13 protein-coding genes are annotated in these 23,002 nt (G+C 67.8%); 10 read left to right on the top strand and 3 right to left on the bottom strand.

The features are described from left to right. Position 1: 1 nt before the first annotated feature. Genes AC1RL5_RS31160 through AC1RL5_RS31145 form a run of 4 tightly spaced genes read left to right on the top strand, consistent with a single transcriptional unit; the run spans position 2 to position 4,297 of the window. Positions 2–1,168 (top strand): acyl-CoA dehydrogenase family protein, encoded by a 1,167-nt coding sequence (locus tag AC1RL5_RS31160; RefSeq protein ID WP_072452580.1) that lies wholly within the window; start codon positions 2–4, stop codon positions 1,166–1,168. Positions 1,169–1,178: 10 nt separating this feature from the next. Further along, positions 1,179–2,255, top strand: coding sequence for an acyl-CoA dehydrogenase family protein (locus AC1RL5_RS31155; RefSeq protein WP_072452582.1), 1,077 nt, complete (start codon positions 1,179–1,181; stop codon positions 2,253–2,255). Continuing rightward, positions 2,248–3,396, top strand: a complete 1,149-nt coding sequence (locus AC1RL5_RS31150) for an acetyl-CoA C-acetyltransferase (RefSeq protein WP_072452584.1) — start codon at positions 2,248–2,250, stop codon at positions 3,394–3,396. The genes AC1RL5_RS31155 and AC1RL5_RS31150 overlap by 8 nt, the downstream gene beginning before the upstream one ends. 25 nt (positions 3,397–3,421) lie before the next feature. Then, positions 3,422–4,297, top strand: coding sequence for an SDR family oxidoreductase (locus tag AC1RL5_RS31145; protein WP_262212517.1), 876 nt, complete (start codon positions 3,422–3,424; stop codon positions 4,295–4,297). A 6-nt stretch (positions 4,298–4,303) separates the two neighbouring features. Here AC1RL5_RS31145 and AC1RL5_RS31140 read toward each other — a convergent pair whose 3' ends face one another. After that, positions 4,304–5,071 (bottom strand): AraC family transcriptional regulator, encoded by a 768-nt coding sequence (locus AC1RL5_RS31140; protein ID WP_492590199.1) that lies wholly within the window; start codon positions 5,069–5,071, stop codon positions 4,304–4,306. 98 nt (positions 5,072–5,169) lie between these two features. Here AC1RL5_RS31140 and AC1RL5_RS31135 point away from each other — a divergent pair, with 98 nt between their 5' ends. The 3 genes from AC1RL5_RS31135 to AC1RL5_RS31125 all read left to right on the top strand — a co-directional run bounded on the left by AC1RL5_RS31135 (position 5,170) and on the right by AC1RL5_RS31125 (position 8,530). Continuing rightward, the gene (locus AC1RL5_RS31135; protein WP_123577742.1) at positions 5,170–6,303 is read left to right on the top strand and encodes an MFS transporter; all 1,134 of its coding nucleotides are present in this window, start codon (positions 5,170–5,172) and stop codon (positions 6,301–6,303) included. 149 nt (positions 6,304–6,452) lie between these two features. Further along, positions 6,453–7,526: an NAD(P)-dependent alcohol dehydrogenase gene (locus AC1RL5_RS31130; RefSeq protein ID WP_053152835.1), complete on the top strand. Its 1,074-nt coding sequence runs from the start codon at positions 6,453–6,455 to the stop codon at positions 7,524–7,526. A 92-nt stretch (positions 7,527–7,618) separates the two neighbouring features. After that, complete coding sequence (locus tag AC1RL5_RS31125) at positions 7,619–8,530, top strand: universal stress protein (RefSeq protein ID WP_011062349.1); 912 nt, start codon at positions 7,619–7,621, stop codon at positions 8,528–8,530. A gap of 14 nt (positions 8,531–8,544) precedes the next feature. Here the strand turns inward: AC1RL5_RS31125 and AC1RL5_RS31120 are convergent, their stop codons facing one another. Together AC1RL5_RS31120 and AC1RL5_RS31115 are read right to left on the bottom strand one after the other, a co-directional pair. Then, positions 8,545–9,282, bottom strand: coding sequence for a Crp/Fnr family transcriptional regulator (locus AC1RL5_RS31120; protein ID WP_053159563.1), 738 nt, complete (start codon positions 9,280–9,282; stop codon positions 8,545–8,547). A gap of 68 nt (positions 9,283–9,350) precedes the next feature. Further along, the gene (locus AC1RL5_RS31115; RefSeq protein WP_492590201.1) at positions 9,351–18,038 is read right to left on the bottom strand and encodes a glycoside hydrolase family 94 protein; all 8,688 of its coding nucleotides are present in this window, start codon (positions 18,036–18,038) and stop codon (positions 9,351–9,353) included. A 500-nt stretch (positions 18,039–18,538) separates the two neighbouring features. Between AC1RL5_RS31115 and AC1RL5_RS31110 the strand changes: the two genes are divergently transcribed. The 3 genes from AC1RL5_RS31110 to AC1RL5_RS31100 all read left to right on the top strand — a co-directional run bounded on the left by AC1RL5_RS31110 (position 18,539) and on the right by AC1RL5_RS31100 (position 22,748). Beyond that, positions 18,539–18,922 carry a DUF2946 family protein gene (locus tag AC1RL5_RS31110; protein ID WP_053152829.1) on the top strand — a complete coding sequence of 128 codons (384 nt, stop codon included), beginning with the start codon at positions 18,539–18,541 and terminating at the stop codon, positions 18,920–18,922. A gap of 119 nt (positions 18,923–19,041) precedes the next feature. Further along, on the top strand, positions 19,042–21,210 hold the full coding sequence (locus AC1RL5_RS31105; RefSeq protein WP_492590203.1) for a TonB-dependent receptor: 2,169 nt from the start codon (positions 19,042–19,044) through the stop codon (positions 21,208–21,210). 53 nt (positions 21,211–21,263) lie between these two features. Continuing rightward, entirely contained in the window at positions 21,264–22,748 is a 1,485-nt protein-coding gene (locus AC1RL5_RS31100) for a PepSY domain-containing protein (RefSeq protein ID WP_093409516.1), read from the top strand. Positions 22,749–23,002 lie beyond the last annotated feature (254 nt).

Genomic DNA, 23,002 nt, shown 5'->3' with positions numbered 1-23,002 from the left:
CATGAATCTGAACTACACCCCCGCGCAGCAGGCGCTGCGGGCCGAGGCCCGGGCCTGGCTGGAGGCCAACGTGCCCGACCAGCCGCTGGCTTCCTTCGACACCGAACAGGGCTTTGCCCAGCACCGGGCCTGGGAGGCCAGGCTCAACCAGGGGCGCTGGGGCATGGTCACCTGGCCCCGGGAGATGGGCGGACGCGGCTGCGACCTGATCCAGTGGCTGATCTTCGAAGAGGAGTATTACCGCGCGGGGGCTCCGGCGCGGGTCAACCAGAACGGTATCTTCCTCCTCGGTCCGACCCTGATGGAGTTCGGCACTGAAGAGCAGAAAATGCGCTTCCTGCCGGCCATGGCCACGGGTGAGCAGATCTGGGCCCAGGCCTGGTCCGAACCCGGTGCCGGCTCGGACATGGCGGCGATCCGCTCGCGGGCCGAACGGGTCGGCGACCACTATGTGCTCAACGGCCAGAAAACCTGGTCGACCCGGGCAGTCTGGGCCGACTGGGCGTTCGGGATCTTTCGCACCGACCCCGAGTCCCGGCGCCACCACGGCCTGACGTTCATCCTGGTGCCCCTGGACAGCCCGGGGGTGACCGTGCGGCCGATCCGCCAGCTCAACGGCCTGCCGGGTTTTGCGGACATCTTCTTCGATGACGTCAAGGTGCCGCTGGAGAATGTCCTGGGCGGCGAGGGCCGGGGCTGGCACGTGGCGATGTCCACCGCCGGTTTCGAGCGCGGGCTGCTGCTGCGTTCGCCGGCGCGCTATCAGGAAAGCGCGCGCCGCCTGGTGCAGCTGTACCAGGCCAACCGCGCCAGCGCCGACCTCGACCCGAGTATCGGCGAGGCGGTGATGCGCGCCTGGCTCGATGCCGAGGCCTATACCCTGAACACCTACATGACCGCTTCGCAGTTGGTCCAGGGCGGCAAGATTGGCCCGGAATCGTCCACCAACAAGATCTTCTGGTCCGAGCTCGACCAACGCTTGCACGAGATTGCCATGAGCATTCTCGGCCAGCGCGGCGAGTTGCTGTCCGATGCTCCTGCGGCCGGCGACGTCGGCCAGTGGCTGGAGGGCTTCCTGTTCGCCCAGGCCGGTTCGATCTACGCCGGGACCAACGAGATCCAGCGCAACATCATTGCCGAACGCATGCTGGGCATGCCCCGGGCCTGAGGAGCAGACCATGGATTTCAGCTTTACTCCCGATCAATTGCTGTTCCAGGACAACCTGCGCAAGTTCCTGATCAACGAGGTGCCTCCGGAACGCTTGCGCGAGCTGTGGCAAAGCCCCAGCGGCCGTTGCGAGCGGCTCTGGGGCCAGTTGTCGGACCTGGGCCTGAACCTGCTGACGGTGCCCGAACAATACGGTGGCATGGGCCTGCAAATGGTCGATGTGGTGCTGCTGGCCCAGGAGTGTGGTTATGCCGCCCTGGCCGAGCCCTGGGTGGACACGGCGCTGATCGGCGTGCCGCTGCTGGCGGCCCTCGATGAGGCTCGGGCAGCGCTGAAGCAGCACTGGCTGACGCGTATCGCCGAGGGCGGCACGCGGCTGGCGGTGGCGCAGCCGGGGCAGGTTCTGGTCAGCGATGCCCATGTCGCCGACCTGCTGTTACTGGCCCACGGTGATGAGGTGCATGCGCTGGAGCCGGCGGCGGTGCGTCTGGTTCGCAACGAATCGATGGACCCCAGCCGCCAGTTGTTCCAGGTCCACTGGACGCCCAGCGCTGCCACCTGCGTGGCCGACGCTACTCAAGGCCGACAGCTCTGGGCCGAGGCCTTCAATCGTGGCGCTGTGGGGACGGCGGCGCAGTTGCTCGGCCTGGCCCGGCGCATGGTCGACCTGGCGGTGGACTACACCTTCGAGCGCAAGCAGTTCGGCCAGCCGGTGGGGTCGTTCCAGGCGGTCAAGCACCTGATGGCCAATGTCGCGGTGCAGGTCGAGTTCGCCAAGGGCCCGCTGTTTCGCGCGGCCTGGGCCCTGGATCAGGGTGGTCCCGGCCTGGACGCGCACGTCTCTCACGCCAAGCTGGCCTGTGCCGAGGCGGCCTTGCTGGCCGCGAAGAACGCGATCCAGGCCCATGGCGCCATGGGCTACACCTGGGAGGTCGATCTGCAACTGTTCATGAAGCGTGCCTGGGCCCTGGACAAAACCTGGGGCGACCGTTGCTTGCACAAGGCACGGGTGCGCCAGGCGCTGTTCGACCCGCAGGCGCCGCTTGGCGCCGGCCAGACCTTTGAATGTGGAGGCAGACATGCCTGAAGCCTATATCGTTGATGCCCTGCGTACCCCCACCGGACGGCGCAAGGGCGGCCTGAGCCGGGTCCACGCCGCTGACCTGGGGGGCCATGTGCTGCGCGCTCTGGTGGCACGCAACGGCATCCCCGAAGTGGACTACGACGACGTGATCTTCGGTTGCGTCGACACCATTGGCCCCCTGGCCGGGGATATCGCCCGGACCAGCTGGCTGGCTGCCGGGCTGGCCGAGGAGGTGCCCGGCACCACCATTGACCGCCAGTGCGGTTCGTCCCAGCAAGCGGTGCATTTTGCCGCCCAGGCAGTGATGAGCGGTACCCAGGATGTGGTGATCGCCGGTGGTGTGCAGACCATGACCCAGATTCCCATCGCCTCGGCCATGAGCGCCGCCGAACCCCTGGGCTTCAGCGATCCGTTCAGCGGTTCCGAGGGCTGGGTGCGGCGCTACGGCCCGCAGCCGCCGACGCAGTTTCGCGCGGCGCAGATGATTGCCGAGAAGTGGGGGCTGTCCCGGGGGGCGCTCGAGGAGTACGCCCTGGAGTCCCATCGCCGGGCCTTGCAGGCGCAGGAACAGGGGCGCTTTGCTCGGGAGATCCTGCCCCTGGCTGGGGTCGAACAGGACGAGACGCCGCGCCACACCAGCCTGGCGCAAATGGCCGAGCTGGAATTCCTGTTCGGTTGCGACCGGGTGACGGCGGCGGTATCCAGCCAGACCTGCGATGCCGCCAGCGCGCTGCTGATCGTCTCCGAAACCGCGCTCAAGCGTTATGGCCTGACCCCGCGCGCGCGTATCCATCATTTGAGCGTGCGCGCCGCCGACCCGATCTGGATGCTCACCGCGCCGATCCCCGCTACCGCTCATGCCCTGCGCCGCGCCGGCATGCGCCTGGAAGACATCGACCGGGTAGAGATCAACGAAGCCTTCGCATCGGTGGCCCTGGCCTGGCTCAAGGAAACCGGTTATCCCCACGCCCAGACCAACGTCAATGGCGGCGCCATTGCCTTGGGTCATCCCCTGGGCGCCACCGGCACCCGGCTGATGTGCAGCCTGCTGCATGAGCTGGAGCGCAGTGGTGGGCGCTTTGGCCTGCAGACCATGTGCGAAGGCGGCGGCCAGGCCAACGTGACCATCATCGAACGTTTGTAGAACAGCAGCCCGAGGACTCGTAAAGATGAATATCTGTGAAAACCGCGTTGTGATCATCACGGGGGCCGGCGCAGGCCTGGGCCGCTGCTATGCCCTGGCTTTTGCCGAGGCCGGCGCCCGGGTGCTGGTCAATGACATCAATCGCGCAGCGGCCGATGCGGTGGTAACGCAGATCACCGGCCAGGGCGGCAGCGCCGTGGCCAACAGCGACGACATCACCGACTACGAGGCGGCCGGACGGATTGTCCGGCAAGCCCTGGAGTGCTTCGGTGATCTGCATGTGCTGGTGAACAACGCCGGAATTTGTCGCGACCGCATGTTCAGCAGCCTCAGCGAGGCCGACTGGGACCAGGTAGTGGCCGTACATCTCAAGGGCCATTTCTGCATCGCCAGCCACGCCGCGCGCTACTGGCGGGATCGGGCCAAGGCCGGGGTTGCGGTCAGCGGGCGGATCATCAACACCAGTTCCGGGGCCGGCCTGCAGGGCTCCGTCGGCCAGTCCAACTACGCCGCGGCCAAGGGCGGCATCGCCTCCCTGACCCTGGTCCAGGCCGCGGAGTTGCAGCGTTACGGGGTGACCGTGAATGCCTTGGCTCCGGCGGCGCGAACCGGCATGACCGAGCAGGTGTTCGCCGAAGTGATGAAGAAGCCCGAGGCCGGTTTCGATCACTTCGCTCCGGAAAATGTCGCGCCGCTGGTGGTCTGGCTCGGTTCTGAGGAGTCTGCGGGGGTCAGCGGGCAGATGTTCGAGATCGAAGGCGGCAAGCTCGCGCTGGCCGAGGGCTGGCGTTCCGGGCCGAGTCTGGATCGCCAGGCGCGCTGGGAGGTGACGCAGATAGGTGCGGCGGTGGCGCAACTGCTGGAGCAGCGGGCGCCGGCACAGAAGGTCTACGGTAGCTGAGGCCTTTCAGGTGTTGAAATACGCCCGCGGCGTGGTGCCGGTCATGGCCTTGAAGAAGGCGATGAAGATGCTGTCGCTGGCAAAGCCCAGTGCGCAGGCGCTGTAGCCGATGCCGCGGCCTGTGGCGAGCAGTTCGATGGCGCGCATCAGCCGCCACTGCTGGCGCCATTGCTGGTAGCTCAGGCCGGTTTCACGCTGGAAGATCCGGCCGATGGTACGGCTGCTGGCGCCGACCCGGGTGGCCAGTACCTGCAATTGCGGCGGCAGTTGCTCAAGGTCCGCCAGCAGCGGTTGCAGGCGTTTGTCCCGGGGCAGGGGCAGCGACAGGGGCTGGTGCATGGCCTGGCGGATTTCCTCGATGCACAGGCCCAGCAGGTGCGGGTAGCGGCCCTGGCTCCAGTCGCAGTCGAAGGCGGCCTGGGCCATGGGTTCCAGCACCGCCTGGAGTAGCGGGCTGACCTCGATCACCGCCACTTCGGCCGGCAGGCGCCGGCTCAGTTCGGCGCAGAAGTACAGCGAGCGGTAGTCCACGCTCTGCTGCATTTGCGCGCGGTGCGTGACCCCCGGGGGAATCCACGCCGCCCGCGAGGGCGGCAGCAGGCACAGGCGATGGTCCAGGGTGATCCGCGTGCAGCCCTGGCGGGTGTACAGCAGTTGTCCGCGGCGGTGGCGGTGCAGGCCGGAGTCGTGGTCGCCGAGGGTCGCGGCGATGCCCAGCAGGGGGGCGTCGAAGCGGTCGGGGTCGAAGAGTGCCTGTGGTTCGAGCCAGGCCATGATTGGCGTACTTCCGATGTTTGTTGGCAGGGTTGCGATAATACGCCAGGCGCCGCTGCCTAGAATCGCCGGCATGTTTTTTTGCCGAGCACTGCCTGATGAATCCCCGTTCCCTGTTGCCCCTGGCCCTGGCCCTGCTGATGTTCCCGCAGCTCGCCCAGACCCTCTACAGCCCGGCCCTGGCCGATCTTGGCCGGGCCTTTGGCGTGGCCCCCGCGCAAGCGGCCCAGAGCCTTTCGGTGTTTGTCCTGGGGTTTGCCCCGGGGGTGCTGCTGTGGGGGCGCTTGAGCGATCTTTGGGGCCGGCGCCCGGCCTTGCTGGGTGGCCTGACGCTGTACGTCCTGGCCATCGGGCTGCAATTGCAGGTGCAGAGTTTTACCGCGCTGTTGCTGTGCCAGGCCCTCGCCGCCCTGGGCGTGGCGGCGGGCTCGGTGGTGACCCAGACCCTGCTGCGCGACCTGTTTCGCGGCAGTGAACTGGTGCGGGTGTTTTCCCTGGTGGGCATGGTCCTGGCGGCCAGCCCGGCCATTGGCCTGTTCAGTGGGGCCGGGCTGGTGCGGGCCTGGGGCTACCAGGGCGCGCTGGCCGGGTTGCTGGTGCTGGCCATGGCCTTGCTCGGCTGGTGCGCCCGGGCCTTGCCGGAAACCCGTGCGCCGGCGCCGCACCTGGCGCCCCTGGCCGGGACCTTGTGGCAGATGCTCAGGGACCCGGGCATCTGGCGCTCGGCGCTGCTGGTGGCGCTGTTCAATGTGGCCTTGCTCAGCTACTACAGCCTCGGGCCGTTCCTGTTTCGCGACCTGGGGTGGGGCGAGCAGGGCTTTGGTTACAGCGGTGCGGGCCTGGCCCTGGCTTCGGGGCTGGGGGCCTGGCTCAATCGTCGGCTGCTGGGGCGGGGCTGGTCCGGTGACACCCTGCTGCGGCTGGCGGCCCTGGCGGTGACCCTGGGTGGCCTCGGGGTGACAGCGCTTGGGCACAGCCTGTGGTTGCTGCTGCCCATGCTCGGCGTGGTGCTGGGCTTCGGCCTGGCCATCCCCAATATCCTCGGCTCGGCGCTGGCGGCCTACAGCGACCGGCTGGGCAGCGCCGGGGCCGGGTTCGGCCTGTTCTACTACCTGCTGATTGGCGCCGGGTTGCTGCTGGTGGGCTGGGGCCAGGCCCTGGGGCCGACCCTGGGCCTGTGCGGGGTTGCGGCGCTGTTGTTGTGCCTGGTGCGGCGCCGGCAGCAGGGCTGAAGGGCGAGTTTGCGACACACGGTCGCCCCAGCGGCCGCCAAGGGGCCATTGTTTGACCATGATCAAGCCCTTCCTCGGGGTATCCGCGCAGTCTGTCAGCAGACCTGCGGATTCGCGCAGACCCCTTCCCGGCAATGGAGATCGGCAACATGGCCAAGATGAAAGCAGCGGTATTCGTGGAGAAGAACCGCATCGTGCTGGAAGACAAGGACATCCCCGAAATCGGTCCGCTGGACGCCCTGGTGCGGATCACCACCACCACCATCTGCGGCACCGACGTGCACATCCTGCGGGGTGAATACCCGGTGGCCAAGGGCCTGACCATCGGCCACGAGCCGGTGGGGGTGATCGAGCGCCTGGGCTCCCAGGTGCGCGGCTTCCACGAGGGCCAGCGAGTGATCGCCGGGGCCATCACCCCCAGCGGCCAGAGCTACGCCTGCCTCTGCGGCTGCGGCTCCCAGGACGGCCCGGACACCCGCCACGGCTTCCGCGCCACGGGCGGCTGGAAATTCGGCAACACCATCGATGGCTGCCAGGCCGAATACGTGCGGGTGCCGGACGCCCTGGCCAATCTGTGCCCGATCCCCGACGGCCTGAGCGATGAAGAAGTGCTGATGTGCCCGGACATCATGTCCACCGGTTTCTCCGGCGCCGAGCGTGCCGAGGTGAACATCGGCGACAGCGTGGCGGTGTTCGCCCTGGGCCCCATCGGCCTGTGCGCGGTGGCCGGAGCAAGGCTCAAGGGTGCCACCACCATCATTGGCGTCGACACCGTGGCCGCGCGCATGAGCGTGGCGCGCGGGCTGGGGGCGACCCATGTGGTGGACTTCAAGCAGGGCGACGTGGTCAAGCAGATCATGGACCTCACCGACGGTCGCGGGGTCGATGTGTCGATCGAGGCCCTGGGCACCCAGGGCACCTTCGAGTCGGCGCTGCGGGTGCTGCGCCCGGGGGGCAAGCTGTCGAGCCTTGGGGTCTATTCCAGCGACCTGCGCATTCCCCTGGATGCCTATGCCGCCGGCCTGGGCGACCTGAGCATCCTCAGCACCCTGTGCCCGGGCGGCAAGGAACGCATGCGCCGGCTGATGGAGGTGGTCGCCAGTGGCCAGGTGGACCTCAAGCCGCTGGTGACCCACCGCTTCAAGCTCGACGATATCGAGGCCGCCTACGAGCTGTTCGCCAGCCAGCGCGATGGCGTGATGAAGATCGCCATCACCCCATGACCCGTGCCACCGGGCGCCCTTGATACCGATCAAGGCGCCCGGTAGCACGGCATTCCACACTCAAGCTCACGTATCGCCCAAGGAGGAGCACCATGAGCCAGTACCAGCGTCTGTTGCTGATCGCCGATCCACAGCAGCATCAATCCCCCGCGGCGCGCCGTGCCGTTGCCCTGGCCCGGGCCAGCGGCGCGGCGCTGCACGCCCTGGTGTTCGTCGAACCGCCGGCGCGCACCTACCTGTGGGAAGAACACCTGGAAGACAGCGAGCGCGAAGCCTACCTGCAGCGCCACGAGCGCTGGTTGCAGGTGGAAGCGCAGTGGATGGCCGAGGAGGGCGTGCAGGTCACCACCCAGGTGATCTGGAGCACCCAGGTGCTCAAGGACATGCTCGCCTACATCGACGAGTTCCGGCCTGACCTGCTGATCAAGGACGTGACCCTGGAGTCGGCCCTCAAGCGCGTGTTCGTCACCCCGCTGGATTGCCACCTGCTGCGCGAGGCGCCGGTGCCGGTGCACCTGGTCAACGACGCGCCGCACAAACTGCCCCGGCGGATTGTCGCCGCGGTGGACCCGGCCCAGTCCGACACCCAGATCCGCGGGCTCAATACGCAGATCATCCAGACCGCCCACGCCCTGGCCCTGCAATGCGACGCCCAGTTGCACCTGCTGTACGCCTACGACCTGATGCCGATGCTCGATGGCGTGGCGCCGGTGGCGTCCACCGCCTGGAGCGTCAACTGCCTGGACGAGCTGCGCGACTCCCTGCACAAGGAATTCGAACGCCTGGGGGATGAGCACAACGTGCCCCAGGAATTTCGCCACTTCATCATGGGCCCGCCGGTGCCGGGCATCGCCCAGTTCGTCGACGAATACCTGGTGGACGTGGTGGTGATGGGCACGGTGCACCGCACCGGCTTTGGCCGCTTGATCGGCAGCACCACCGAACGCGCCTTGTACTCGATGCCGGGGAGCATCCTGGCGGTGAAGGCGTCTGGCGCGGCCTGACACCCACGCCCGTTTCAGTCCGGATCGGCGCGCTTGCTGCCAGGCAGGTACGGCAGCAAGCGCTCGGTTTCCTTGCGCACCACCCCATAGCACTCGCAGCTGTGCTGTTCCAGCCGCGGCCGGTCAAGCACATTGATCCGGCCGCGGCTGTATTCGATGATGCCCTGGCGCTGCAGTTTGCCCGCGGCTTCGGTCACGCCTTCGCGACGCACCCCGAGCATGTTGGCGATCAGTTCCTGGGTCATCACCAGCTGGTTGCCCGGCAGCCGGTCCAAAGACAGCAGCAGCCAGCGGCACAGTTGCTGGTCGATGGAGTGGTGGCGGTTGCACACCGCGGTCTGGGCCATCTGGGTGATCAGCGACTGGGTGTAGCGCAGCATCAGCAGGAGCATTTCGCCGTGGCGGTTGAACTCGTCCTTGAGGCGCTGGCCGGGCAGGCGCAAGGCGTGCCCGGCGCTCTGCACGATGGCCCGGCTGGTGGTGCTTTCGCCGCCCATGACCAGGGCCACCCCCACCAGCCCTTCGTTGCCCACCACGGCGATTTCCGCCGAGGCGCCGTTTTCCATCAGGTACAGCAACGACACCACTGCATCGGTGGGGAAGTACACGTGGCGCGGTATGTCCCCGGACTCGTAGAGCACCTGGCCCAGGCCCAGGGCCACCGGCTTGAGGTGGGGCAGCAGGCGCTCCTGCACCGCCGCCGGCAGTGCATTGAGCAAGTGATTGGGCCCGTGCCCAAGGTTGTCGAACATCTCAGAACCACCGGATGGCAAGGCGTCAGCGCTCACTCAGGGTAGTCCAGGGTGTGGCCGGGTGTCTGTCATGGTGCCGGCTCCGTATGGGTCGCTGTCGGGGTATGCCCGGCCTGCGCGGGCAGGGCGGCGGGCCAGGTGAGCAGCACCCTGCGCGTACTGCCGTCATCCAGCAGCGGTATGGCCAGCCCCACCAGCGGCCGGCCGTCCAGGCTCAGGCTGAGGGTGGCGCCGGGGTTCTGCCGCACTTCAATACGGTAGAGCGTCTCGCCGAACCGATAGTCCAGGCTGTAGCCCGGCCAATGCGCCGGGATCACCGGTTCGATGTACAGGCTCTGGCCTTCGCGGCGCAGGCCCAGCAGCGACTCGACGATCAGCCGGTAAGTCCAGCCCGCCGAACCGGTGTACCAGCTCCAGCCGCCGCGCCCGGTGTGGGGCGCCACGCCATAGACGTCGGCGGCCATCACGTAGGGCTCGACCCGGTAGGTGGCGACCTGTTCGGCACTGCGCCGGCTTACCGGGTTGATCATGTGCAGCAGCTCCCAGGCCCGGGCACTGTCCCCCAGGCGGGCGAAGGCCATGCTGGCCCAGACCGCGGCATGAGTGTACTGGCCGCCATTTTCCCGCACCCCGGGCACGTAGCCCTTGATGTAGCCCGGGTCCAGGGAGCTGTGGGCGAAAGGTGGGTCGAGCAGCAGCACCACGCCGCTGTCGCGACGCACCAGGTGCTGGTCCAGGGAGGCCATGGCCTGGTGCTGGCGGGCATCGCTGGCGGCGCCGGACAGCACCGACCAGCTCTGGGCGATGGAGTCGATGCGGCACTCCTGGTTGCTGGCGCTGCCCAGGATCTGGCCATCGTCGAACCAGGCGCGGCGATACCACTGGCCGTCCCAGGCCTGGCTGTCGAGGGCGGCGCGCAAGGCCAGGGCCTGGGCGCGGCACTCTCGGGCGAAGTCCGGGTCCTGGTGCTGCTCGGCGGTGACGGCAAAGCGTTGCAGCACTTCATGGCCGAAGAAGCCCAGCCACACGCTTTCCCCCAGGCCGTGTTCACCGACTCGGTTCATGCCGTCGTTCCAGTCCCCGGTGCCCATTAGCGGCAAGCCGTGGACCCCGCGCCGCTGGCCGTGCTCGATGGCGCGCCGGCAGTGCAGGTAGAGGCTTTCCCGCAGCCCGCTGGCCTGGGGCAGGTCGTAGTAGGACTCTTCCCCGGAATTGAGCAGGCGGCCTTCCAGGTAACCCACTTCGACCTCCAGCACGCTGTGGTCGCCGGTGATCTGTACATAGCGGCTGGTGGCCAGGGGCAGCCACAGGAAATCATCGGAGCAGCCGGTGCGCACCCCGCGATTCTGTGGCGGGTGCCACCAGTGCTGGACGTCGCCCTCGGGATACTGGTGGGCGGCGCACAGCAACAGGTGCTCGCGGGCCAGGGCCGGCTCGGCGTGGATCATCGCCATGCTGTCCTGCAACTGGTCGCGAAAGCCGATGGCACCGCCGGACTGGTAGAAACCGCTGCGGGCCCAGAAGCGGCAGGCAATGGTCTGGTACATCAGCCAGCCGTTGGCCATGACGTCGATGGCCGGGTCCGGTGTGCGCACCTGTACCGCGCCGAGGCTGCGCTGCCAATGCTGGTGCACGGCCGCAAGCTCGGCCTGCGCCATCTGGCTGCCGCGGTACTGCAGGACCCGGCGGGTGGCGGCCTTGGCATCCACTTCGGCCCCCAGGCGGAACAGCACCTCCCGGCTCTGGCCGTCCTCCAGTTCCAGGCTCACCTGCATCGCCGCGCAGGGGTCGAAACCGGCACCGGAGCGACCGGACAGGCGCCCCCGAGTCAACGCTGCCGGCGCCGCGAGGCTGCCGTTGCGGCCGATGAACTCACTGCGATCGCCGGTGAAGCTGCTGACCTCGGCGTCCGTATCGAGAAACGCCACGTGCCCGGAAAACTCCATGTTGTAGGGGTTGCGGGCGAACAGTGCGCCGCTCACCGGGTCGCTTTCGCTGACCACGTGCATGGCCGAGCGGCTGCGGGACTCTCCCAGCACCCATTCCACATAGCAGGTGGCCGACAAGCGCCGTGGCCGACCGCTGAGGTTGCGGATCTTCAGCCGCGAGAACTTGATCGGCGCCTGCAGCGCCACATAAACCGTGAGCTCGCTGTGGATGCCGTCCTCTTCATGCTCGAAGACGCTGTAGCCGAAGCCGTGGCGGGTGCGGTAGCTGCCGCTTCCGGGGCAGGGCTGGGGAGTGGGCGACCAGACCCGCCCGCTGTCTTCGTCGCGCAGGTACAGGGCCTCGCCGCTGGGGTCACTGACCGGGTCGTCGTGCCACGGGCTGAGGCGGTATTCGTGGGCGTTCTCACGCCAGCTGTAGGCGCCGCCGGTTTCCGAAATCACCGTGCCGAACAGCGGGTTGGCGAGCACGTTGGCCCAGGGCGCGGGCGTCGGCTGCCCGGGGTTGAGGGTGATCAGGTATTCACGGCCGTCGCTGCTGAAACCGCCGTAGGGGGTTTCCAGGATCAGCTCTGGCGCTGCAGCGGTGCTGGCTCGGCTGGCGGGTGGTGGCAGGCGTACCAGGGGCGCTTCCAGGCGCGGCAGCGAAGGGTCGGCGCGGCGCCGGTGGACTTGTTCGGCGAGGCTGCCGCGGCTGTCGCTGACCACCAGGCGCGCCACCGCCAGCATCAGCGTGCGGTCCTCGCCGGACAGTTGCTGGGCCGGGCGCACGAAGATGCCCCCCGGGCGGTCGATCAGGCTGGCTTCGCTGCCGGAGGTCACCAGGCCCATGATCAGGTCCTGGAGCTGCTGGCGGTAACCCGCCTGGTCCTCGTTCCAGATCACCAGGTCCACCGCCAGGCCTTTTTGCCGCCAGTAGGCGTGGGCCTTGATCAACTGCTGCACCAGGGCAATGTTGGCCAGGTCGCCCACTTGCAGCAGGACGATCGGCAGGTCGCCGGAAATGCCCTGGCCCCAGAGCCCGGACTGGCTGCGCCGGTTGGCCTGCAGCAGGCTGTTGTCGGCGCGCAGGGTGGCGTTGGCGTAGAGCAGCGAGGCCGCCATCTGCTGGAACAGCCGGGCCTCGGCCAGGGATGCGTTGAGCTGGCGCAACAGCACCTGGCTGTGGGTCCAGGCCAGGTCGAAGACCCGGTCCGCCAGGTGCCGGTCGCGGTATTTGTGGATCAGTTGCAGGCAGTGTTCACGGCTTTCGGCGACCCCGGTCACCAGGTCGATGGTGGCGCTCTGGCCGGGGTCGAGGGTGATCCGGCAGCGGATCGCCACGATCGGGTCGAGCACCGGCCCGGCGCTGCCCGAGAGCCGTTCGGTCTGTGGGTCCAGGGCCTGGGGCGCGGCCAGGTCGCGGCCACGGCCGATAAAGCGCGCGCGGTCGGTTTCGTAGGAAATCGCGTCGATGTCCACGCCGTGGGCCGCCAGCAGGTGGCACATCCAGGGCACCGGCTGCTCCTGGGAACGTGGCCGGCGGCTGCAGACGATGGCCTGCCAATCGGGCAGCAGCTCGGTCTCGATGAACAGGTTGCTGAAGGCCGGGTGGGCGGCATCGCTTGGAGCCGGGGCCAGCACCACTTCGGCGTAGCTGGTGAGCTCGATGCTGCGGCGTACCCGGGCGCGGTTGCAGATGTGCAGACGGCGCAGCTCGATGGGGTCTTCGGGGGACACGACGATTTCCGTGTGGCTGTCGAAGTCCTGTTCACGCACGCGGAATTCGGCCCGGGCGTCGGTGAAGATCGCCTCGAAGCTTGAAGGGCGGCCTCGGGTCGGCTGGTAGGCGGCGGACCAGAACGTGCCGCTGGCCACGTCCCGCAGGTAGCAGAACTGGCCCCAGTGATCGCGGGTCGGGTCTTCGTGCCAGCGGGTCACCGCCAGCTCGTTGCAGCGGCTGTAGCCGCCGCCGGCGCTGCTGAGCATGACGTGGTAGTGGCCGTTGGAAAGCAGTTGCACCGCCGGGCGCTTGCGGTCCGGGTCGGCGAACACCCGCAGTTTGTTCTCGTGGGCCCGGGCGGCTTCGTCGGCCGCCGGGGCACCGGCGGCATGCAGGTACTGGGCGGCGGTTTTCGGCACTCGTTCCTGCAACAGCAGAGCGATGGCCTGGAACTGCGGGTCGGATTCGAAGCGCCGCTGCATGGGCTGGTCCAGCAGCAGCCATGCCAGGGACAGCAGGCTCATGCCCTGGTGGTGGGCCATGAACGATTGCACCACGGCATGGTTCTGGCCCCGGGGCAGGCGCGACTCGGTGTAGTCCACGGCTTCATAGAGGCCGAAGCGGCCCTGCAGGCCCAGCTGGGCCAGGCGCTGCAGGTTCTGGCAGGCTGCCTGGGGCGCCACCATCAGCGCCAGGACGCTGGCGTAGGGCGCCACCACCCGTTCCGCGCCGAGGCCACGCTTGAGCCCCAGCCCCGGCACGCCGAACGCCCGGTACTGGTAGTTGAACTGGCTGTCGAGGGTGTTGTAGCCCGACTCGGACACGCCCCAGGGCAGGCCCAGTTGCTGGCCGTGCTCGATCTGCAGGGCCACGGCGGCGTGGCAGGTCTGGTCCAGCAGGGTGCCCTGGTAACTGGGCATCACCAGCATCGGCATCAGGTATTCGAACATCGAACCGGTCCAAGACAGCAGCACCGGGGTACCGGCGCTGCTGGTGAGCAGGCGGCCGAGGGCAAACCAGCTTTCCTGGGGCAACTGCCCCTGGGCGATGGCGACAAAATGGGTCAGGCGCACTTCCGAGGCCAAGAGGTCGTAGTAGCCGGCATCCAGGCGGTGCTCGTCGGCGTTGTAGCCGATCACCAGCAGATGGCGCCGGGTGTCGTAGAGGAAGCCGAAATCCATCTGCGCCATGCCGGTCACCTGCTCCAGCAACTGGTTCACCGCGGTACAGCGTTCCAGCGCCAGTTCCCGTAGCGCGGCGATCCGCCCATGGTGCCGGGGCAGCCAATAGTCGGTGTCCAGCTCGGCCAGCTGGCGCCAACTGAGGAGGCCGAAGCGGCGACCGTCGGCCATGGGCGGTGGGGTGCGCCAGAGCAATTCGTCATGCAGGTCGCGACATTGCGCGGTCAGCGCCTGGTGCCAGAAGGCGCTGTCATCGGATGCCTCGCCGTGGGAGTCGGCGGCGCTCTCGCCAATGCGTTGCAACAGGCCCAGCAGGCCCTCGGCGCTGACCCCGGCATGCAGGCTCAGGTGTTCATGCACGGCGCGGGTTTCCAGGCGCCAGCGCAGCACAGCCGCGGTGTCCTGACCCGCTGCGGTGAGGGCGTCCTGGAGCACGTCGAGGCAGTCCAGCAGGCCGTTGGCGATCTGCACCGGGGACGGCGGGCTGTCCCTCAGGCCCTGCAAGCCCGGGCGCAGGGTCAGCAGCATCCCGGCCAGGTTGCCGCTGTCCACCGTGGACACATAGCGCGGTGGCAAAGGCTCCAGGCTCTGGGTGTCGTACCAGTTGTAGAAGTGCCCGCGATAGCGCTCCAGCCGGCCCATGCTGGCGAGCATCCGTTCCAGGCGCTGCAGCAGCCGGCTGCTGCTCAGGTAGCCGAAGTCATGGGCCGCCAGGTGCGCCAGCAGGGCCAGGCCCAGGTTGGTGGGGGACGTGCGATGGGCTACCCGCTGCTGGGGTTGCTCCTGCAGGTTGTCCGGGGCCAGCCAGTTGTCCTGGGGGCCGACGTACTGGTCGAAAAAGGCCCAGGTGCGGCGGGCCAGGCTCTGCAGGAAACGCCGCTGGCCCGTGTTGGGCACGAAGGCCACCTGGCTGGCGGGGCGGCTCAGCCACAAGGCCAGGGCCGGGCCGGCCAGCCAGGCCAGCAGCAGGGGCACGGCCACCAGCAACTGTGGGCGCGGCCACGACAGCCCGGCCAGGAGCAACGCCAGGGCCGGGCCGACCCACATCCGCCGGTAGAGCTCCAGCAGGCTGTCATCGGGGCCGCGTTCGGCTTCCCGGGACGGTTGCCATTGCAGGCGATACTCCTTGCTGATGCTCATGCGCCATAGCGCGCGGCCCAGGGCACCCAGGCTGTAGGCCACCTCATGGGGCAGCCAGGCCAGGGGCAGCAGCGCCCGGCACAGGTGCTGGCCGGCTGTGCCCAAGGCGGCCACCAGGTGTCGTTGCAGGGGCACATCCGGGGTCTTTTCCAGCAGCTCGCGAAAGGCCGCCGACAGCGGCAGCACCAGCAGCAGAATCAGCACCGCCAGGGTCCAGGCCACGGGGTGGGTGGCCCCCAGCCAGCCCCACAGCAGCATGCCCAGCAGGGCCATGGGCTCGAGGCTGCGGCGCAGGTTGTCGAGGATCTTCCAGCGCGCCAGGGGGCTCAGGCGATTGCTTTCCAGGCCTCCACCGGCCTTGGGCGACCAGGGCAGGAGCCACGGCAGCAGTTGCCAGTCACCGCGGATCCAGCGCTGGCGGCGCTTGACGTCGGCGCTGTAGCGGGCCGGGTATTCCTCGAACAGCTGCACATCGCTGAGCAGCCCGGAGCGGGCGTAGCAGCCCTCGATCAGGTCATGGCTGAGGATCCGGTTGTCGGCGAAGCGCCCGCCCAGGGTCTGCTCGAAGGTGTCTACGGCATAGATGCCCTTGCCGACGAAGGAGCCTTCCTGGAACAGGTCCTGATAGACGTCCGATACGGCGCGGGTATAGGGGTCGATCCCGGCGTCGCTGGCGAACAGCCGGGCATAGGCCGAACGGGCGGTGCTCGACAGACTGATGCCGACCCGCGGCTGGAGAATCCCGTAGCCGCTGACGATGCGCCCGCTCAACGGGTCGGCCAGGGGCCGGTTCAGGGGGTGGTCCATGGCCCCCACGCATTGCTGGGCCACGTCCCGGGGCAACTGGGTGTCGCTGTCCAGGGTGATCACGTAGGTGATTTCAGGCAGTGCCTGGATATCGCCGACGATCAGCGAAAAACGCTCCCGACCCCGGCCGCGCAGCAGGGCATTGAGGTCTTCGAGCTTGCCGCGCTTGCGTTCGTGGCCCATCCAGCAATGTTCCGCCGGGTTCCACAGGCGTGGCCGGTGCAGCAGGTAGAAGCGCTCCACGGCTTCTTCGGGGTACTTCAGGTTCAGCGCCTCGATCCGTTGCCGGGCCAGCATCAGCAGGCTGGCATCGGCGTCCAGGGTTTCGCTGGGGGCGTCGAGAAAGTCGCTGAGCAGGGCGAAATACAGCTGGGCGTCGCGGTTGGCCAGGAAGCGCACTTCCAGCCCTTCCACCAGCTCCTCGACATCCGCCGTGCAGCCGATCAGGCAGGGCACCGCCACCAGGGTCCGGGCTCGGGGAGCAATGCCTTCGCTGTAGTCCAGGCGCGGCAGGATGCCGGGGGCCACGGTCAGGGTCACCAGGCCGTTGATCAGGCCGATGGCCAGCCGGCTGGCGAGCAGCAGCGCCGGCACCGCCAACAGCCCCAGCCAGTAGTGGCCGGAAGTCGCTTCCTGATACAGGGCACTGAGGAAGGGCCAGGCGAACAGGGCCGAGAGCAGGATCACCGGCACCAGGAAAAAGCCCAGGGGCGCCTGGGTCAGCAGGCGGCGGCCACGTTCAGCCAGGGGGACTCGGGCGCCGATCTGCTGTTCCAGGGTGCGCCGGCCAGCGCCGATCAGGTAGTGACCGACGTGGCCGGCCACGGCTTCCGGCGCCTCGGCGCGGTACTGGGCGCGGGCCAGCTCGATGCACTGGCGGGCCACCTGTTCTTCACTGTGGCGGCAGTGCCGGGCCAGGCGTTCGAGCACATGGCGGTAATGGTCGCGGGTGGCGAAATCCATGCGTCGGTAGACCCCCGCGGGGTCCTGTTCCAGTACCTGTTCGACCCGGCTCATCAGCTCGACGAACTCGCGCCAGTTGCTGGCCGAGAGCAGGCGCAGGCTGGAGATGCTGTTGCTGATGGAGACCTGGTCGGCGGCCTGCTGCTGGGCGTCGAGCTGCACCAGGCGCTCGATGTTCAGCCCGGTTTCCCCCAGCAGTTGCTCGATCCACGCCAGGGGCAGCACCAGGGCCGCGTTCTGTCCTTGCAGGCGACGCGCCAGCTCGGCGACGAAGGCGGCGGTCATGGGCGGTGCCGAGCGGGCCATGTCGGCCACCGCCAGCACCACGCTCTTGGCGTCCTGCTCGGCGGTTTCCATCAGGCGGTCGGCCCAGTCGTTGGCCAGGTTGCGTTCGCTCCAGTTGGCCATGACCCGGAAGGCCACCCGGCGCAGGTTCTCGATCAGGGCCAGGCGCAGCATGATGGGGATTGCCCATAGCTCGCCGAGCATCAGCGGGGTGACGCTCTGGTAGCTGTCGACGAAGCGCCCCAGGCTGTCGGTGTCGACCCGGCCGTCGCCGTGGGAAATGGTTTCCAGGGCGATGTCATAGACCCGCGGCAGGCCCGCCGACTGGCCGTTGGCCAGGCGCGGCAACTGCCGGCTGTAGCCCCGGGGCAGGTGGGTGCGGGTGATGCGGATCTGTTCTTCCAGCAGGTAGTAGTTGTCCAGCAGCCATTCCGCGGCGGGGGTGGCCCGGGGTGAGGCGTGGGTGGCGGCGGTCAGGCTCTTGCAGCAACTGGCCAGGGCGCTGGCGTTGTCCGCCAGGCGGGCCAGCAGCCAGTCCGGGGTGCGGCTCGGGCTCAGGCGATGCTGTTGCGCCAGCAGGGTGCCGTGGCGGGCCATCTGTTCAGTGCTGAACAATTCCGAGCGCAGCGGCGCCTGGTATTCGACGCTGTTGCGCGAGGCCTTCCATTGGCCGTATCGGGCGGCGGGCAGCCGCCAGAACCTCAGGAATGCGTGGGTCCAATGACTGTCCATGTTTTCCTTGGCATAACAGAGCCGTCCCTCGGCACGGGGTGCGAGGGAGGGCCGGGAGCGGGGCGTGCGGTCAAATCGAGGCACCGTCGCGACGAGCGTGTCAGGCAAAAATCTGCAACCTTGAGGTTGCCGGGCAGAGGCGAGGGTTGTCTGTGCGCTGGGGCACATAGCCTGGCGATAAGGATGAAGGGTGACGCTGCTTGTAGCCGCTGCCGAGCTTGCGAGGCTGCGACAAGGGCCGCAGGACCTTCAGCGCTCTCAAGAGCGGCGCCTGCTTCGCAGTCGTTCGCAGCCTGCGGCAGCGGCTACAGGGACCGTATGGGCTGGGAGCTGCTTTGAAGGTGAGGCGATGCGCCTTCTTTTTAGTTCTGGTCCGACACTGCACTCTTCGGGAGTCGGCTATAAAGCTTGCCACAACCTCACCGCTGGCAGGCCCATGAGTCTCGCTTGCCCTGCATGGGTGATTTTCCGCCGCTTTTTTCACTGTTAATCTTGCCGCCATGACCCATGCCTCCCCCCATCGCCCCCACATTGCCTGGACGCTGTATTTCTGCGTGCTGTTCAACGTGTTCGTCTGTGGCCTGGGCCACGGGCAGATGGCCGGGCTGGAGCTCAATGGCGTCGGCGGGCAGTTCTGTTCCGCCATGGGCAACCCGGGCCCGGCCCTGGACGGCGACTTCAGCGATCAGGCCGCCGCCGGTGGGTTGAGCACGTTCATGTGCCCATTGTGCTCGGCCGTGAGCCTGGGCATCGCGCTGCTGTTTTGCCTGGGCTGGATGCTGCGCCGCCAACGCCCGCCACGGCTGGGGGGCGAGCAGCGCAGCAAGGCGCCGCCGCGCTCTTGCTGGCCTGCGCTCAATCCCCGGGCACCTCCTCTGGGCTGACTCGCTCCGGCGACCGTCATCAGACGGTCGCGCTTTCTCGTCCTCCGGCACTAGCTGCACGGTCGCTCCGGCGACTGCTGCCGGACGCTGTTCGATGATTTTTTTTCGAGTCCGAGTCCATGAAACACCTCAATCGCTCCCCCCACTGCGCGGCGCTGTGCTGTGCCCTGTCGTTCAATGCCCTGGCCGACTCCCCGCTGGAGTTGCCGCAGATGCGCATCAGCACCGACGAAGAACGCAAGGTCGGCCTGCAACTCGATATCCAGGGCAGCACCGGTTCGCGCCTGGGCCTGACGCCCCGGGAAACCCCGGCTTCGGTCAGTGTGGTCAACCGCCAGCAGATCGAGCAGCGCGGCGCCGCCAATACCCAGGACATCCTGGCCAGCGTGCCGGGGATGAACGCGGCCTCGTCCCCCGGGGTACCGGGCTTCGTGTCCTATCGCGGCTTCTCCGGGGCGCAGATCACCCAATTGTTCAATGGCATCAGCGTGCAGTACGACTCCATCGCCGCGCGCCCGGTGGACAGCTGGATCTACGACCGGGTCGAGGCCGTCGGCGGGCCGTCGAGCTTTCTCTACGGCGCCGGCGCGGTGGGCGGTTCGATCAACTACATCACCAAGCTGCCGTCGCGCACCGAGTCGTTCAATGAAGGGCGGGTCAGCTATGGCTCCTACGACAGCACTGAAACCTCCTTCGGCTTCAACCACGCGCTGAACGAGGGGGCCGGCCCGCGGCATTACGCGCGCCTGGACCTCAGCCACACCACCAGCAACGGTTATGTCGACCGTGAACAGCGCGACGCCTGGACCACGGCCTTCTCCCTGCTGACGGACTTCAACGACCAGCTGTCCCACACCCTGGCCTACGAGTACCAGGACGAGCGCGTCGACAGCCCCTACTGGGGCACCCCGGCGCTGAACCCGTTGGGGGGCAAGATGGAGGTGGACAAGAGCCGGCGCTTCGAGAACTACAACGTCCGTGATGGCCGTTACGAACAGCGGGTGCAGTGGTTGCGCTCGATCATCGACTATCAGGTCGATGAGCGTACTTCGCTGCGCAACACCCTGTACCACTACAACGCCGACCGCGAATACCGCAACCTGGAGACCTACGCCTACAACAGCGACAACAGCCAGGTGGTGCGTTCCGGCATCCTGCTCCAGCGCCACGCCCAGGAACTCAACGGCAACCGCTTCGAGCTGCTGCATCACAACACGCTGTTCGGCCTGGACAGCCAATGGTCGGCCGGCATCGACTACAGCCACAACGTGATGAGCAACTTCCCGCGCTCGGTGTCGGGCTCACTGCCCGGCGTTGATCCGGGCGATTTCGACCCGGGCAGCTTCTGGGACTTGCCCGGCATGCAGCGCGGCTTCGACAAGAACCGCCGCAACCAGGTGGACACCTGGGCCCTGTTCCTGGAAAACCGCCTGCAACTGAGCGAGCGCCTGTCCCTGCTCAGCGGCCTGCGCCACGACCAGATCGACCTGCAAGTGACCAACTACCGCGCCGTCACCGAGGCCAACCCGGCGTTTTTCCAGCGTAAGTACCGCCCGACCACCGGGCGCCTGGGGCTGGTCTACGAGCTGACCCCGGCGGCCAACGTGTACGTGCAATACAGCACCGCCGCCGACCCGCCGGCGGGCATCCTGACCACCGCCAGCTATGGTCAGGTGCGCGACTTCGACCTGAGCACCGGCAACCAGTGGGAGGTCGGCAGCAAGTTCGATTTCCTCGACGGCCGCGGCTCGGCGACCCTGGCCGCCTACCGCATCGAGCGCAAGAACCTGTCCACCGCCGACCCGAGCAACCCCGGCAGCAGCCAGCCGGTGGGGCAGCAGTCTTCCCGGGGCGTGGAACTGGCGGCGTCGCTGCGGGTGACGCCCAGGCTGCTGGCCGAAGGCAACTTCGCCTACGTCGATGCCCAATACGACGAGTTCTATGAAAACGTCGGCGGGCGCCCGGTATCGCGCAAGGGCAACAGGCCTACCAACACCCCGGACAAGGTCGGCAACCTGTGGCTGACCTATGACCTGGCGCCGTCCTGGCAGGTGGGCAGCGACGCCCGCTACGTGTCTTCGCTGTACGCCAATGCGGCCAACAGCCGCTACGCGCCGGCCTACACGATCTTCGGTGCCTTTGTCGGCTATCAGGTGAACGCCGATACGCGGATCACCGGGCGGGTGCGCAACCTCACCGATCAGGTCTACGCCCGCACCACCGCGCCGAGCCAGCTGTACCTGGGGGCGCCGCGGACCTTCGAACTGGCGCTGCAAACGCGCTTTTAACCTGAGCCAGCGGGGCGCCCGGTGGCGCCCCGCGCATCTGCGAGTTGCCCGTGATGAAGCGTTACCTGTACCTCTGGCACCGTTGGCTGGGCATCGTTGCCTGCCTGTTCATGGCCCTGTGGTTTATCTCCGGGGTGGTGATGCTGTATGTCGGCTACCCCAAGCTGACCCCGGCCGAGCACCTGGCCCACCTGCCGGTGCTGCAACTGGAGCCTGCCCCAGCCGACCTGGGGCAGGTGCTGCACGCCGCCGATCCGCACCAGCCGCCCACCCGCATCCGCCTGACCACGGTGGCGGGGCAGCCGCGCTACATCCTTGAATACCCCGGGCCGCGCAAGGTGGCGGTCGACTCCCACAGCGGCCTGCCGGCGGCGCCCCCCGATAGGGTCGAAGCCCTGGCCGCGGCCCGGCAGTTCGCCCCCGAAGCGGTGGCGCGTGATCGTGGCGTAGTGCAGGAAGACATGTGGAGCCTGTCCCGGGCCCTGGATGCCGACCGGCCGCTGCACCGGGTGGCCATTGCCGATGCCGAACGGCGCCTGCTGTATATCTCCGGCACCACCGGCGAGGTGGTGCGTGACGCTACCGCCAGTGAACGCGGCTGGAACTGGATCGGCGCCTGGCTGCACTGGCTGTACCCGCTGCGGGGCATCGGCATCGATGGCGCCTGGGGGCCGATCGTCACCTACCTGTCCCTGGCCGCCACCCTGATGGCGGTGCTCGGCCTGGCGGTGGGCGTGCTGCGCTGGCGCTTCAAGCGCACCTACCGCAACGGCTCGCACTCGCCGTACCAGGGTTTTGCCCGCTGGCATCACCTGGGGGGCATGCTGTTCGGCGTGCTGCTGATCACCTGGATCTTCAGTGGCCTGATGTCGATGAACCCGTGGAAGCTCTTCAGCAGCGCCCAGCCCTTGTCGGTGGCGGCGTACCAGGGTGGTCCACTGGGCGCCCTGGCCTTCCCGCTGAATGCCGGGCAGGTCCTGCAACGCTTTGCCGATGACGGCCTGCAGGCCCGGGAACTGGAGTGGCGGATGATCGCCGGCAAGGGGTATGTGATTGGCTATGACGGCGCCGGGCGTACGCGGATCTTTGACATGGCCGGGGATCGGGTCCAGCGCCGGTTCCACCCCGGCACCTTGCAGCAGGCGGCCTGGGCCATCCGGCCAGGGCAACCGATGCTCGTCGAACAACTTGCCGCCTACGACTTCTATTACTACGCCCGGGAACCGCAAAGCATGATGGGCCACCTGCAGCAGCGCCTGCCGGTGCTGCGGGTGCGTTTCGACGACCCGGCGCACACCTGGCTGCACCTGGACCTGCACACCGGCGCCATCGTCGGCCAACTGGACCAGCCGCGCCGCGCCTCGCGCTGGCTGTTCGCCCTGCTGCACAGTTGGGACTGGCTGCCGCTGCTGGCCAACCGGCCGTTGTGGGATCTGTGGATGATCGCCTTCAGCGCCGGAGGTTTGCTGGTCAGCGCCAGCGGGGTGGTGCTGGGCTGGCGGCGCCTGGGGAGGTCGTCGATGCGGGGCAGGGGGTAGGTGTGCTGGCCTGGATTCCGTCCAGATAATTGGTCTGGGTGAACTTTCAGAAAAGTCCTGCAACCCTGATATGTCGCTCCTTGTTAAGTTGCTGGGTCGTTTTTGTCGAATCGCTCCACAGTCGACGATGTTGTCATCGCTTTGGAAGGCTTCGGCTAATGGACCCCGCTGCAATACGTCAAGGAGCGACTCATGTTCAACCCTGCCGATCAAACCCACTTCAGCCTGGACATCCAAGGCATCCAGCACGACTT

It is taken from the genome of Pseudomonas sp. GW822-FHT06D10 (assembly GCF_058799535.1).
The sequence above is the reverse complement of the archived record's forward strand: the minus strand, read 5'-3'. Positions and strand labels throughout refer to the sequence as shown.